A 13,677-nucleotide genomic window follows, 5' to 3' on the forward strand; every position below is an offset into this window, starting at 1 on the left:
CCGGGGGATCAGGGACCCCAGCAGCCGCCCCCGGCCCCGTTGACGTCCGCACCGACGATGACCTCGAAACCGGCACCGGTGGCGAACTCCCGTCCGGCGTCCGGCCCGTAGAACTCCGTGATCCGGTCCGGCCGGACGAAGTCGACCCTGAGTTCCCTCGCCTCGCCGTCCCCGCCCCTGGTGAAGCACGAGTCGTACTGCCGCATCTCGGGTACCGGATTGGGTTCGTACCGCCAGCCGTCGGCCTCCGCCGCCTTGCGGAAGTGGTCGAGCACCGCCTGGCGGGTTCCGGCGTAGACGTAACTGCGGCCGGCGGTCAGATAGGCGTCGCCGCTGTCGTCCGCGCACTCGGAGAAGGCGGCGTCGCTCTTCGTGGGGGGCGTCGCGCCGGGCGGGGGCGAGGTGAGCAGCGGGAGCGACTCCAGCTCCTTCATGAGCGGCCCGGTCCCCTCGCAGGTGGTGAAGGGGGACAGCAGCGAGCACCCGGTCAGCCCGCCGGCGACGACCGCCGCCGACAGCAGCAGTGCGGTCAGGCGGGCACAGCGGGTACGGGACGGCATGGTCGGCTCCTGGGGGGCGTGGCCGGGAACCGGAACCGGCGGCCGGCGGCACGGCGTGCTGCGGGAGAGTGTCCCGTTCGGGCCGCAGAAGGTGAACACCGGGGTGTCGTCGTGATCCTGCCGTGCCGGCCGGCCGTGCGGAGGAAGTGAGAAGGAGAGGAAGCTGCTGACGGATCGTCACTCCTGGGGGTGGAAACCGGGCGCCCAGTGGGCGCAGCCGCGGCCCGGCCGTGACCTGTGCGGGGTCCGCGCGCCCGAAAGGTGGGGAGACCCAGGACCCGACAGACGGAGCGTTCCCACATGTCCCTGTACTTTCCACGGCGCCGTTCCGGGCCCGTCGGCGCGGTGACCGCCGCCGGGCTGGCGCTCGTACTGAGCCTGCCCGGAGTGGCGGCGGCCGCCCCCGCGGACCTGGACCCCTCGTTCAGCGGTGACGGCAAGGTCGTCACGGATGTGACCGGCTACGAGAACATCGCGGGCATGGTCGTGCAGCCGGACGGAAAGATCGTCACGGTCGGCGACGGCTACTTCGACGAGACCTCGGGCGACTTCGTCCTGGTGCGCTACAACACCGACGGCAGCCTGGACACGACCTTCGGCGGCGGTGACGGCATCGTCACCACCGACTTCGACGTCAACAACGACGAGGCCCGGGCCCTGGCCCTGCAGCCCGACGGCAAGATCGTCGCGGTCGGGGGCTCCACCTCGATCGCCGGTGTCGGCGCGTGGGCGTCGGCCCGCTACAACAGCGACGGCAGCCTGGACACCACCTACGGAGACGGCGGCAGGGCGCTCACGGACCCCGACGTCGACACGATCGACACCGCCCAGGCGGTCGCGGTGCAGTCGAACGGCGCGATCGTCCTGGGCGGCGACAGCCTCGGGCGCTGGACCCTGGCGCGCCTCACGCCGGGCGGCAGCCCGGACACGAGCTTCGACGGCGACGGCATCGTCATGACCGACTTCGGGGGCGGCTGCTGCCAGGGGGTCTCCGACCTGGCGCTGCAGTCCGACGGCAGGATCGTCGCCGCCGGCACCAGCACCGCCGGTTTCGCGCTGGCCCGCTACAACACCGACGGCAGCCTGGACACGACCTTCGACGGCGACGGCAAGGTGAGCCCCGGTTTCGGATCGTACGCGCGGGGCGTGGCCCTGCAGTCCGACGGCAGGATCGTCGTGGCGGGAGCCGCGGGCAACCAGTTCGCACTGGCCCGGTTCACCGGCAACGGCGCCCCGGACCCGACCTTCGACGGCGACGGGCGGGTGACCACCAACTTCGGGCCCGAGAACGGCGGCGCGCTGGACGTGTCCGTGCAGTCCGACGGCCGGATCGTGGCGGCCGGCTACTACGCGAGCGACTTCGCGCTGGCCCGGTACAACGGCAACGGCAGCCCGGACACCGGCTTCGACGGTGACGGCCGCGTGACCACCGACTTCGGCGGCGTCTCGGACCAGGCCACCTCCGTGGCCCTGCAGACGGACGGCAAGATCCTCGCGGGCGGCGTCGCCGGCGAGGCCAACAGCCTCGGCGCCAACCGTGCCGTGGCCCGCTACCTGGGCGGCGCGGGCAGCGAACCGCCGCCGCCGACCACCGCGGACCTGTCCGTCACCAAGACCGGGACCACGACGGTCAGCATCGGCGACCAGGCCACCTACACCGTGACGGTGACCAACACCAGCACCACGACCACGGCCACCGGAGTCACCCTCACCGACACCCTGACCGGCGCCGGCACGCTCCTGTCCGCCGTCCCCGGCCAGGGCACCTGCACCCTCACCACCACCGGTGCCAACTGCGCCCTGGGCTCCCTCGCCCCCGGCGCCCGGACCACCGTGACGCTGGTGGCCGAACCCCGGGCCACGGGCACCCTGTCGGACCGGGCCGTGGTCTCCGCCACGCAGACCGACCCCGCCACCGCCAACAACACGGCGACGGCCACCAGTACGGTCAACAACGCGCGCGGCTGCACGATCATCGGCACCAGCGGCCCGGACACCCTGACCGGGGGTTACTTCAACGACGTGATCTGCGGTCTGAGCGGCGATGACACCATCAGGGCCGGCTACGGCAACGACACCGTCCACGCGGGCCCCGGCAACGACAACGTCGACGGCGGCTTCGGTGACGACACCCTGAACGGCAACACCGGGAACGACATCCTGACCGGGTACTACGGCAACGACCGCCTCAACACGGTGGACGGCGTCTCCGGCAACGACACCGCCAACGGCGGGATGGGCACCGACACCTGCACGACCGACGCGGGCGACACCCGCCTGAGCTGCCCGTAGGGCCGCAGACAGGGAAGGGTGCGGGTGCGCCGCCGAGGGACCGTAGTCGGAGGCGCACCCGTCCCCGGTCACCGCCGGGCGAAGGCCGCGACGGGGTTCTCGAGGGTGCCGACCAGCTGGAGCGCGGCGGACGGGTCGGCCAGGTCGACCATCTGCTGGTTGTCGCGCAGCTGGAGGCGGTTCAGGCAGGACAGCTGGAACTCGGGAGCGAAGAGGTCGTAGCGGGCGAAGCGGTCCGCCAGGGCCGGGACCGAGTCCTGGTAGTCGTGGGCGCAGTCGGCCACGGCCCGCCAGAAGGTGTCCTCGGTGCAGATGCCCTCGGTGACCAGGATCGCGTTCAGGAAGCGGAAGAAGCAGTCGAAGACGTCCGTGAAGATCGAGAGGAGCTTCATGTCCTCCGGGACGTCCGCTTTGATGCGCTCGACCGCGGGCGGCAGTACCGCGTCCGGGTCCATGACCGCGATCTCCTCGGCGATGTCCTTGAAGACCGCCCGCTGCACGACACCGTCCCGGATGACCAGGATCGTGTTCTCTCCGTGCGGCATGTACGCGAGGTCGTACCGGTAGAAGCAGTGCAGGAGGGGGAGGAGGTAGGCGCGCAGGTACGGCTTCAGCCACTCGGCCGGGGTCAGGCCGGATTCGGCGATGAGCGCGCCCACGAAGGACTTGCCCTCCGCGTCCACGTGGAGGAGGGAGGCCATCGTGGCGAGGCGTTCCCCGTCCTGGAGCCCGTTCACCGGGGACTCGCGCCACAGTGCGGCCAGCATCTTGCGGTACGGCGAGTAGCGGTCCGTGGCGCGCTCGTACTGGCGGTGGTGGTAGCCGATCGCCGCCCGCTCCCGGATGATCGAGAAGTCGACGGACCGGAGGACCGGATCCACCTCGATCAGGCGGTGCAGCCAGTCGTTGATGGCCGGGGTGGCCTCCATGTAGGCGGCGGACAGACCGCGCATGAAGCCCATGTTGAGGACCGAGACGGCCGTCTTGACGTAGTGCTTGGTGGGGGTCGTGGTGTTGAAGAAGGTACGGATCGACTGCTGCGGGAGGTAGGCGTCGGAGCCCTCGCCCAGCAGGACCAGGCGGCGGTTGGCGATCTCGGCCGCGAAGGTGACCGTGGTCTTGTTCCACCACTGCCAGGGGTGGACGGGGAAGAAGTGGTAGTCCGCCGGGTCCAGGCCGAGGGCGGTGAGCTTGGCCGCGAAGCCGGCGACGGCCGCCTCGCCGAGCTCCTCGCGCATGAACGAGTCGTGGTCCAGGCCCTCGCCCGCCGTGAAGGTGGACACGTCCTTGCGGGCCGCCGCCCACACCAGGTGGACCGGGCTCGCCGTCTCCGGGGCGTAGGAGAGGTACTCGTGCACGCCGAAGCCGAGGCGGCCGTTGTTCGCGACGAAGCAGGGGTGGCCCTCGGTCATGCCCGTCTCGATGTCCTGGAAGGAGGACTTGGCGAGGACGGCCGAGGAGAGCTGCGGCTTGGTGTATTTGAAGCCGGTGCCCGCCAGGGTGGAGGAGATCTCCTCCAGGTAGACCGGCAGGACCTCCGCGCTCAGGCCCAGGGCCTGCCGCAGCTCGATGTGGAAGTCCAGGGCGTCCGGTTCCAGCTCCGTGCCGGCCGCGTGGCGGGTGATCGAGGACTCGTCCACCGCCCAGTGGTCCAGCGCGTGGAGGGTGGCCCGGAAGCGGTACTCCACCGTGGAGTCGTCGCTGTGGACCGAGTACCAGGAGTCCCCCAGGGGCGTGGGGGTCAGCAGGCGTTCGTGGGAGAACTCCGCCAGTGCCTTGCGGACCAGGGCGCGGTTCGCCCGGGCCCACAGCTCCGGGGAGAGGTGGGACACGGCGTCGGCGAGGCTCATATCGTGGCCGCCTCGAACCGGGCGCGGGTGCAGAAGCTGAGGAGGGCTTCCTTCTCCGGCTTGCGGACCGGGCCGTCGGGGACGAAGCCGACCGCCTCGTTGAGGGCGTGCACGGCGGTGTTGCGGACGTCCGGCTCGACCACCACGCGGTGGGTGGCGGGGTCCGAGAAGAGGTACGACATGACCGTCGTGATCACCGCGCGGGTGAAGCCGCCGATCGGGGAGTCGGTCGGGGCGACGAGGAAGTGCATGCCGACGTCCCCGGGCCGGGGGTCGTACAGGCCGACGAGTTCGAGCTTCGACGGGTCGTAGCTCTCCATCAGGAAGGCCGGCCGGCCCTCGTGCAGGCCGATGAAGGCCTGGTGGTGCTCGGCGGCGCAGATGCGCATGTACTCGCGCTCCACGTCGGGGAGCGAGGCGTCCTGCATCATCCAGAACGAGGCCTTGGGGTGGGTGACCCAGTCGTGCAGCAGTTCCGCGTCGGTGAGGGGGTCCAGGGCGCGGACGGAGAAGGTGCCGAGCACCGGGTCCTCGCGGGTGAAGAGGGTGGGTGTGGCGGTGCTCATGCTGCCGTGCCTTCCGGGACTGCGAACTGCTGGAACGCGATGGCCTTCTCGACCTTGTAGTACTCGCGGCCGAGGAGCTCGCCGATGATGTAGGCGTTGCGGTACGCGGCCATGCCCAGGTCGGGCGAGGTCAGGGAGTGGTTGTGCGTGGTGCCGTTCTGGAGGAAGATCCCGCGCCCGGTGGTGTCCACGCTGTAGTTGCGCGCCGCGTCCAGGCGGCCGTGGCCGTCGAAGACCAGGCGGTCGTGGACCGGGGCGAGGAACTCTGGGACGCGGTACGTGTAGCCCGTGGCCAGGACCAGGCCCTCGGAGCTCAGGCTGAAGTCCCGCTCCTGCTCCTCCTGGCGCAGCCCCAGGGTGTACGTGCCCGTGGTGGTGTCGTACGCCGTGGAGTTCAGGGAGGTGTTGGTGAGCAGCGTGGTCGGGACGGTGCCCGGCATGCTGATCCGCTTCTGGTAGAGCAGGTCGAAGATGGCGTCGATGAGCTCGCCGTCGATGCCCTTGAAGAGGTTCTTCTGCTCGGTCTCCAGGCGGTAGCGGGTCTCCTCCGGGAGCGCGTGGAAGTAGTCCACGTACTCCGGCGAGGTCATCTCCAGCGTCAGCTTGGTGTATTCGAGGGGGAAGAAGCGGGGCGAGCGGGTCACCCAGTTGAGCTGGTAGCCGTACGTGTCGATCTCGGCGAGGAGGTCGTGGTAGATCTCGGCGGCGCTCTGGCCCGAGCCGACCAGGGTGATGGACTTCTTGCGCTGGAGTTCCGCCTTGTGCTGCATGTAGGCGGAGTTGTGCAGGAAGTCGCCGCCCAGGCCCGCGCAGGACTCGGGCAGGTGCGGCGGGGTGCCGGTGCCCAGGACCAGGTGGCGGGCCCGGTGGGTCCCGCCCCGGTCGGTGCGGACCTCGTAGAGGGCGGCCCGCTCGTCGTAGGTGACCTCGGTGACGGAGGTGGAGTACAGGACGTTGTCGAGGCGGTCGGCGGCCCAGCGGCAGTAGTCGTTGTACTCGGCCCGCAGCGGGTAGAAGTTCTCCCGGATGTAGAAGGAGTACAGCCGGTCCTTGTCCTTCAGGTAGCTGAGGAAGGAGAAGGGCGAGGTCGGGTCGGCGAGGGTGACCAGGTCCGACAGGAACGGCGTCTGCAGGTGCGCGCCGTCCAGGAACATTCCGGCGTGCCACTCGAAGTGCGGCTTCGACTCGATGAAGAGTCCGTCGAGCTCGCCGATCGGGGCGGTCAGGCAGGCGAGTCCCAGGTTGAAGGGACCGAGGCCGATTCCGATGAAGTCGAGGGGCTTAACGGTGGACGGCAAGGGATTCTCCCAGGAACTGCGCGGCGTGGGCGGCGAGGAGGTCGAGGACGGCTTCGATGTCGGCCGTCGTGGTCTGCGGGTTGAGCAGGGTGAACTTCAGGTACTGGTCGCCGTCCACCTTGGTGCCGGCGACGACGGCCTCACCGGAGGCGAACAGGGCGTTGCGGGCGTGGAGGTTGGCCTCGTCGATCAGGTCGGCGCGGATGCCGGCGCCGTCCTCGGGGGCGTAGCGGAAGACGAGGGTGGAGATCTGCGGGCGGACGACGACCTCGAAGCGCGGGTCGGCGGCGATGATCTCGTAGCCCGCCGCGGCCAGGTCGACGACCTCGTCGAAGAGCGAGCCGACGCCGTCGGCGCCCATGACGCGCAGGGTCATCCAGAGCTTGAGGGCGTCGAAGCGGCGCGTGGTCTGGATGGACTTGTCGACCTGGTTGGGGATGCGCTCCTCGGCCATCCGCCGGGTGTTGAGGTAGTCCGCGTGGTACGTGGCGTGCCCCAGGGTGTCGCGGTCGCGGACCAGTACGGCGCTGGAACTGACGGGCTGGAAGAAGGACTTGTGGTAGTCGACCGTGACCGAGTCGGCGTGCTCGACGCCGTCGAGGAGGTGCCGGCGGGTGGGGGAGACCAGCAGTCCGCAGCCGTACGCGGCGTCCACGTGCATCCACGCGGAGTGCTCGGCGGCCAGCTGGGCGATCTCGGGGAGCGGGTCGATGGACCCGAAGTCGGTGGTGCCGGCGGTGGCGACGACGGCCATGGGGACGAGGCCCTCGGCCGCGCAGGCCTCCAGCTCCAGGGCGAGGAGCGAGGTGTCCATGCGGCGGTTGCGGTCGACCGGGACGGCGATGACGGCCTCGTAGCCGAGTCCGAGCATGGCGGCCGACTTCTGCACGCTGAAGTGGCCGGCCTCGGAGGTGAGGATGCGCAGTTTCGGGAGCAGTTCGGCCTTGGTGAGCTCGCGGCCCTCCCGCATCGCCCGCCGCATGACCACGCGGCATGCCTCGTCGCGGGCGAGGAGCAGCGCATGGAAGTTCGACTGGCTGCCGCCGGAGGTGAAGACGCCGTCCGCGGCGGGGCCGAGGCCAATGCGCCGGGCCGTCCAGTCGATCAGGCGGCGCTCGATGAGCGTGCCGCCGATGGACTGGTCCCAGGTGTCGAGGGAGGAGTTGACGGCCGACAGGACGGCCTCGCCGAGCACCGCGGGGATGACGACCGGGCAGTTGAGGTGGCCGAGGTAGCGCGGGTGGTGGAAGTACACCGCGTCGCGCAGGTAGACGTCCTCCAGCTCGTCGAGGGCGGCGGCCGGGTCGGCGAGCGGCTCGTCGAGGTCGATCCCGTTGATGACCGGGGCGAGTTCGTCGACCGATATGCCGGTGTGAGGCCGCCGCGTGCCCGCGAGTTTGGCGGCGACGCGTTCGACTCCCTGGGTGACGGAACGCCGGTAGAGGTCCGCGGTCGTCTCATTCAGCAGATGCGAACGCATCAACTTTCCTCCGGGCAGGGGGAGTGGGGAGTGGGATGAACTTAGGTTAGCCTAACCTAAGTTCAATCACAAAGAGAGATGGGCCCCGGCGGAAAGCCGGGGCCCATCTCTCGAATGCCCTGTGACGTGCGCGAATCGCTACAGCTCGGAGGTCGGCTCCTCGCTGGGGGCCTGGCCCGCGTAGGCCTCGGCCAGGAGCTGTTCCTCGCTCGCGCCGAGCCGCCAGTAGCCGGTGAAGCGCACCGAGCGGCGGTCGACGGATCGTTCCTGCACGAAGTGGCGCCGGGTCGCGCGAACGGTGCCCGCCTCGCCCGCCAGCCAGACGTACGGGGCTTCGGCGGCCGGGACGTCCGCGGAGCGGAGCGCGCCCAGTACCCGGTCGGTGCGGTCGCGGCCGTCGCCCCGGCGCACGATCCAGGTGATGTCGGCGTCCGCGGCCGTCCGCAGCGGCAGCCGGTCGTCCTCGTGCGGGACCTCGAACCAGGCCCGCACCGGGATCCCCTCCGCCAGCCGCTCCAGGATCGCGGCGGCGGCCGGCAGGGCGGTCTCGTCCGCGTACATCCAGACCGCGTCGGCGGTGGCCGGCGGCTGGAAGCGTACGGACTTGTTCTCCGCGACGGCGGGCCCGATCGCCAGGATCCGGCGGCCGGTCGCCGCCCGCCCGGCCCAGCGGGAGGCGGGGGACGCGTCGCCGTGCAGGACGAAGTCGATGTCGACCTCGTCCGCGCCCTCGGGCGTACGGCGCTGTTCGCGCACCGTGTAGGACCGCATCACCGGACGCTCCTCGTCCGGCATTCCGCGCCAGGCGCCGAACCAGGTGTCCTCGTCCGTGGACGGGAGCACCGTGTGCTCCCGCCCCTCGGGCGGCAGGAAGAGCGAGAGGCTCTGGTCGAAGCCGCCGGAGCGGAAGTCCGCGAGGGACCCGCCGCCGAACGTGACGGGCAGGAACGAATGGCCGAGGCGGCGGGTGCGCAGCACTTCGAGCTCGAAGAACCGGAAGTGCGCTGCCCCTGCCGAGGCGTCGGCCGTGTCGGACGCGGTGGCGGTCATACGGGGTCCCCCTGGGAGTGGGCCGGGTTCGGCGGTGGTCAGCTGACCTTCTTGGCGTTCTGGACGGCCTTCGCGAGGTCCTCGAGGATCTGCGCGCACTTGGCGTACGAGTAGATCGGCTCGGTCACGCGCGGGGTGACCTGGCCGGCCTTGACGGCGGGCAGCTCGGCCCAGGTGGCCTTGGCCTTCAGCTCCTCCGGCTGCAGGGTGCCGGTGCGGTTGTCGAGGAGGACCACGTCGGCCTTGTACTTGCCGGCGTTCTCCCAGCTGAGGCTCTCGAAGAAGCCGCCCTCGCCCAGGTTCTCCGGGGTGACGAACTCGACGCCGAGGGACTTGAAGTACTTCAGGTCGGCCGAGGTGTCCGGGGAGGAGACGTAGAACAGGTCGGCGGAGCCGGAGCCCACGAGCACCTTGACACCAGGGTTGGCCTTGGTGGCCTCGCGCAGCTTCGCGGCGGCGGCCTCGAAGCGGGCCTTGGCGTCGACGGTGTCCTTGGCGTTCATGTCGGCGCCGAGGGACTTGGCGAGCTCCGCCGTGCGCTCCAGGGACTTGTCCATGGTGACGTTGCCGCCGACGCCGATCGCGGCGGCGGGAGCCAGCTTCAGGATCTTGTCCTTGGAGGCCTCCGGCACGTACCAGTAGCTGCCGTCCCAGGTGTTGGTGACCAGCAGGTCGGGCTGGAGGGCCGCGTACTTCTCGACGTTGAACTCGTCGTAGACGTTGCCGAGGATCTCCACCTTCGAGATGTCCATCGAGCCGGCCTGCACGTCGGGCTTGCCGTCGGCGGTCCTGGTGGGGCCGAAGACGCCCTTGACCGGGATGCCGTAGTCGTACAGCGCGGCCGCCGTGCCGGTGAAGGCGACGACGTTCTTCGGCTTCGACTTGGTGCTGACCGCCTTGCCCAGGTCGTCCGTGAAGGACCAGGCGCCCGAGGCCGCGGAGCTCTTGTCGCTCGCGCCGTCCTTCGCCTTGTCGGTGCCTCCGCACGCCGCGAGTGCCGCGACCAGGCCGAGGGCGCCGCCGGCCGCGACGAATCCGCGGCGGGTGAAGGGGGATGTGCGGGACTTGGGCATGTCGATGTCCGATTTCGTGCGTGCCGGTGGCCACTGGGCCGTTCGGAAAGGAAGGTTAGCCTAACCTTGGCTGGAATCGGTAAGGGGGGCCTAACTTTCTCCGTCGGAGTGTGCGGCGCCCCATGCGGAGAGGGCCTCCCGTCACGGACGGGAGGCCCTCTCGGTCAGTCATGGCCGGAGTGGGTCCGGCTTCGTCGGGGTCGTCGGATCAGAGCCCGTTGTCGACGGTGATGGTGGAGTTCTCGGTACCGCAGGGGCTGGTCGCGCTGTTGTGGGTGGCGTCACCCGAGTACGTCGCCAGCCACTTGTACTCACCCTGATTGGCGGCGTTGATGTAGAAGGTGGTGTTGTCGGTCGAGGCCGTGCCGTTCGACAGCGTGCCGGTCCAGGTGCCCACCTTGTTGGTGCTGCAGTTGTTGTTGTTCGGGCCGTACAGGTCGAACGTGACGGTGCCGGTGGGCTGACCGCCGAACTGGGCCGAGACGGTGGCCGTGTCCTGCGGGAGGAACCGCTGCCGGGTGGCGATGTTGGCGCCGGCCTTGCCCACGGTCAGGGGCTCGTCGGTGCAGGCACTCATCGCCGGCATGTTGTTGGCGTCGCCGCTGTAGCTGGCCTGCCAGTAGAACGTGCCGATCTGGTTGAACTGCGCGGCGGCCGAGTTCGGGACGACCCCGCCCGTGACCGTCACCGGGGTGCCGACCTGGACCCTGTTCTGCGAGCAGGCCGAGTCCGTGTAGTAGGCGTAGGTGACCGTGCCGCCCGCGGTGGCGGTCGCGCCGCTCAGGCTGGCCGAGTCGTGCACGAAGTCGCCGATCGTGACCGTGCTGACCGGGCTTTCCTGGGCGTTGAGGAGCTGGGTGCTGATCGCCGGCGCGGCCCGTCGGACCACGGTCGTCTCGTCGGCGTCCCGGCAGGCGGTGGCGGCGGGCTGGTTGCTCGCGTCGCCGGTGTACGAGGCCGTCCAGTAGTAGGTGCCGGCGGCCGTCGTGGTGAACCCCGGGCTGGTGGTGTACTGGCCGGGGCCGTTCACCGGGATCGGGCCGAAGCTCTGGACCAGGGTCGTGCAGGTCGCGTTGCTGTAGAGGTTGAACGTGATGCTGCCGCCCGCGGTGGCGGAGGCGCCGCCCAGCGTCGCGGTGTCGGTGATGGTGTCACCGACCGTCGCCGTGGGCGTGGCGGAGGTGATCAGCGAGGTGCAGTTGGTGATCTGCACCGGCTCGGGCGAGATGAAGTCCTTCAGCTCGGAGTTGAAGGCGTCCGAGGAGCGGCTCTTCACGTAGGCGGAGCCGAAGGTCGTGCAGGAGCTGCCCGCCGGGAAGAGCGCGTTGTACGAGATCGCCGCCTCGCCGAAGGTGAACGGGGCGAGGGCGGTCGCGCTGAGTCCGCCGGTCTGGTTGGCGGGGATCGAGGTGCTGTTGACCGAGCCCACCGCCAGCGGGTTCGCCGTACCGCTGATGACCGTCGGAGAACCCCAGACCGAGCCGCTCCAGGTACGGATGGAGATGGTCGGGACGGTGCCGCCGTTGGAGAGGTCGTACGTGATCAACTTGTCGCCGATGGTGCGGACCGGGGTCTCCGGCGGCACGTTGGAGCCGTTGTTCGCGCAGTTCGTGGGGACCTTCGTCAGGTCGCAGAACTTCTGGTTCAGCTCGAAGTCCATGTTCGTGGTGCCCTGCGGGTTGTTGACCCGCTGCCAGAACAGCTCCAGGAACTTCGGCGTCGTGTTCTGCTCCGTGTACACGCCGAAGTTCTTCAGGTCGCTCTTGTTCGGCGGGATCGAACCGAACACGATGGTCGGGTTCGGGTCGTCCTCCTTCGAACCCTGGCCGAAGGCGTCGTCGCTGCTTCCGCTGGGCCGGTCGGGCTTGACCAGGACCCCGGAGCGGAAGCCGGTGTTCGTGCCGCCGGTGAGCCAGTCGATGCAGCTGACGTTGCCGTTGACGACCAGGTTCGCGCTGACGTCGATCTCGAAGCGGCTGTTGTCGAGAGCGTTCGGCGTCGAGCAGAGCTGGACCGCCGCCATCGCCTGAGCGTTCAGCGCCGTGGGGACCGTGAGGGAGGCGGCGAGCGTGGCGGTGACGAGAGCCGCTCTGAGCTTGCGTCCCCTCCGGGGCTGGGGCGGCCGAACAGAACTGATCACGAGGTTTTCTCCCCACTGGTACGAGGTCGGGCGCGCCGTCAACGCCGGAGCGGAGGGCGCGCAGCCAGGAAGCTAGCACCGACATACTTCGCAAACACGACACCACTCGGAAACTTCTTGATCTCGTTATTAGTCGCGCAATATGCGCAAAAGCGGCCCGCGAGGGGGCGCGGGCCGCTTGGAACAGGGGGGAGGCGGGGTCAGCCGGTGAAGCCCAGCTCGCGGGCGATCAGCATGCGCTGGACCTCGCTCGTGCCCTCGCCGATCTCCAGGATCTTCGAGTCCCGCCACATGCGTGCCACGGGGTACTCGTTCATGAACCCGTAGCCGCCGTGGATCTGCGTCGCCTCGCGGGCGTTGTCGACGGCGACCGTCGAGGAGTACAGCTTCGCGATCGCCGCCTCCTTCTTGAACGGCTCCCCGGCCACCAGCCGCGAGGCCGCGTCACGCCAGCCGATGCGGGCCATGTGGGCGCGCATCTCCATGTCCGCGAGCTTGAACTGGATCGCCTGGTTGTCGCCGATCGCCTTGCCGAAGGCGTGCCGCTCCTTCGCGTACTTCACGGACTCGTCCACACAGCCCTGCGCGAGCCCGGTGGCGAGCGCCGAGATCGCGATCCGGCCCTCGTCGAGGATCCGCAGGAACTGGGCGTAGCCGCGGCCCTCCTCGCCGACCAGGTTGGCGAGCGGGACCCGTACGTCGTCGAAGGACAGCTCGCGGGTGTCCGAGGCGTTCCAGCCGACCTTGGAGTAGGGGGCGGCCACCGTGAAGCCCGGCGTGCCGGACGGGACGATGATCGAGGAGATCTCCGGGCGGCCGTCGGCCTTGCGGCCCGTCACGGCGGTGACCGTGACCAGGCCCGTGATGTCCGTGCCGGAGTTGGTGATGAAGCACTTCGAGCCGTTGATGACCCACTCGTCGCCGTCGCGGACGGCGGTGGTGCGGGTGCCGCCCGCATCGGAGCCCGCGCCGGGCTCGGTCAGGCCGAAGGCGCCGAGGATCTCGCCGGAGCACATCTTCGGCAGCCACCGCTGCTTCTGCTCCTCGGAGCCGAAGAGGTAGATCGGCATGGCGCCGAGGGAGACCCCGGCCTCCAGGGTGATGGCGACCGAGGAGTCGACCCGGGCCAGCTCCTCCAGGGCGATGCCGAGGGCGAGGTAGTCGCCGCCCATGCCGCCGTACTCCTCCGGGAAGGGCAGGCCGAACAGGCCCATGCGGCCCATCTCGGCGACGATCTCGTACGGGAACTCGTGCCGCTCGTACAGGTCGCCGATCTTCGGCGCGATCACGTCGTGCGCGAACGCCTCGACGGTACGGCGGAGTTCCTCGTGCTCGGGGGTGAGCCGGTGGTCGAGGGACATGTTCTCG

At 69.9% G+C, this 13,677-nt stretch carries 10 protein-coding genes; 1 reads left to right on the top strand and 9 read right to left on the bottom strand.

Features of this window, described 5'->3' with window-relative positions; translation table 11 throughout:
- Positions 1 to 8: 8 nt before the first annotated feature.
- Positions 9 to 560, bottom strand: coding sequence for a hypothetical protein (locus ACZ6Y1_RS30145; protein WP_469636880.1), 552 nt, complete (start codon positions 558 to 560; stop codon positions 9 to 11).
- Positions 561 to 860: 300 nt separating this feature from the next.
- Between ACZ6Y1_RS30145 and ACZ6Y1_RS30150 the strand changes: the two genes are divergently transcribed.
- Entirely contained in the window at positions 861 to 2,852 is a 1,992-nt protein-coding gene (locus ACZ6Y1_RS30150) for a calcium-binding protein (protein ID WP_469636883.1), read from the top strand.
- Positions 2,853 to 2,920: 68 nt separating this feature from the next.
- On the opposite strand, the gene ACZ6Y1_RS30155 is transcribed toward ACZ6Y1_RS30150, so the two are convergent.
- From ACZ6Y1_RS30155 to ACZ6Y1_RS30190, 8 genes are all read right to left on the bottom strand, one after another.
- Entirely contained in the window at positions 2,921 to 4,702 is a 1,782-nt protein-coding gene (locus tag ACZ6Y1_RS30155) for an IucA/IucC family protein (RefSeq protein WP_469636885.1), read from the bottom strand.
- Positions 4,699 to 5,268 (bottom strand): GNAT family N-acetyltransferase, encoded by a 570-nt coding sequence (locus tag ACZ6Y1_RS30160; RefSeq protein ID WP_469636888.1) that lies wholly within the window; start codon positions 5,266 to 5,268, stop codon positions 4,699 to 4,701. The genes ACZ6Y1_RS30155 and ACZ6Y1_RS30160 overlap by 4 nt, the downstream gene beginning before the upstream one ends.
- Complete coding sequence (locus tag ACZ6Y1_RS30165) at positions 5,265 to 6,566, bottom strand: lysine N(6)-hydroxylase/L-ornithine N(5)-oxygenase family protein (RefSeq protein WP_469636891.1); 1,302 nt, start codon at positions 6,564 to 6,566, stop codon at positions 5,265 to 5,267. The genes ACZ6Y1_RS30160 and ACZ6Y1_RS30165 overlap by 4 nt, the downstream gene beginning before the upstream one ends.
- Entirely contained in the window at positions 6,550 to 8,046 is a 1,497-nt protein-coding gene (locus ACZ6Y1_RS30170) for a pyridoxal phosphate-dependent decarboxylase family protein (RefSeq protein ID WP_469636894.1), read from the bottom strand. Before ACZ6Y1_RS30170 ends, ACZ6Y1_RS30165 begins: the two co-directional genes overlap by 17 nt.
- Positions 8,047 to 8,184: 138 nt before the next feature.
- On the bottom strand, positions 8,185 to 9,096 hold the full coding sequence (locus ACZ6Y1_RS30175; RefSeq protein ID WP_469636897.1) for a siderophore-interacting protein: 912 nt from the start codon (positions 9,094 to 9,096) through the stop codon (positions 8,185 to 8,187).
- A gap of 38 nt (positions 9,097 to 9,134) precedes the next feature.
- Positions 9,135 to 10,169, bottom strand: a complete 1,035-nt coding sequence (locus tag ACZ6Y1_RS30180) for an ABC transporter substrate-binding protein (protein WP_469636900.1) — start codon at positions 10,167 to 10,169, stop codon at positions 9,135 to 9,137.
- Between the two features lie 208 nt (positions 10,170 to 10,377).
- On the bottom strand, positions 10,378 to 12,309 hold the full coding sequence (locus ACZ6Y1_RS30185; RefSeq protein ID WP_469636903.1) for a hypothetical protein: 1,932 nt from the start codon (positions 12,307 to 12,309) through the stop codon (positions 10,378 to 10,380).
- 200 nt (positions 12,310 to 12,509) lie between these two features.
- Positions 12,510 to 13,670, bottom strand: a complete 1,161-nt coding sequence (locus ACZ6Y1_RS30190; RefSeq protein ID WP_469636906.1) for an acyl-CoA dehydrogenase family protein — start codon at positions 13,668 to 13,670, stop codon at positions 12,510 to 12,512.
- Between the last annotated feature and the right edge of the window lie 7 nt (positions 13,671 to 13,677).

The sequence above is a fragment of the Streptomyces sp. NPDC053432 genome, assembly GCF_055585365.1.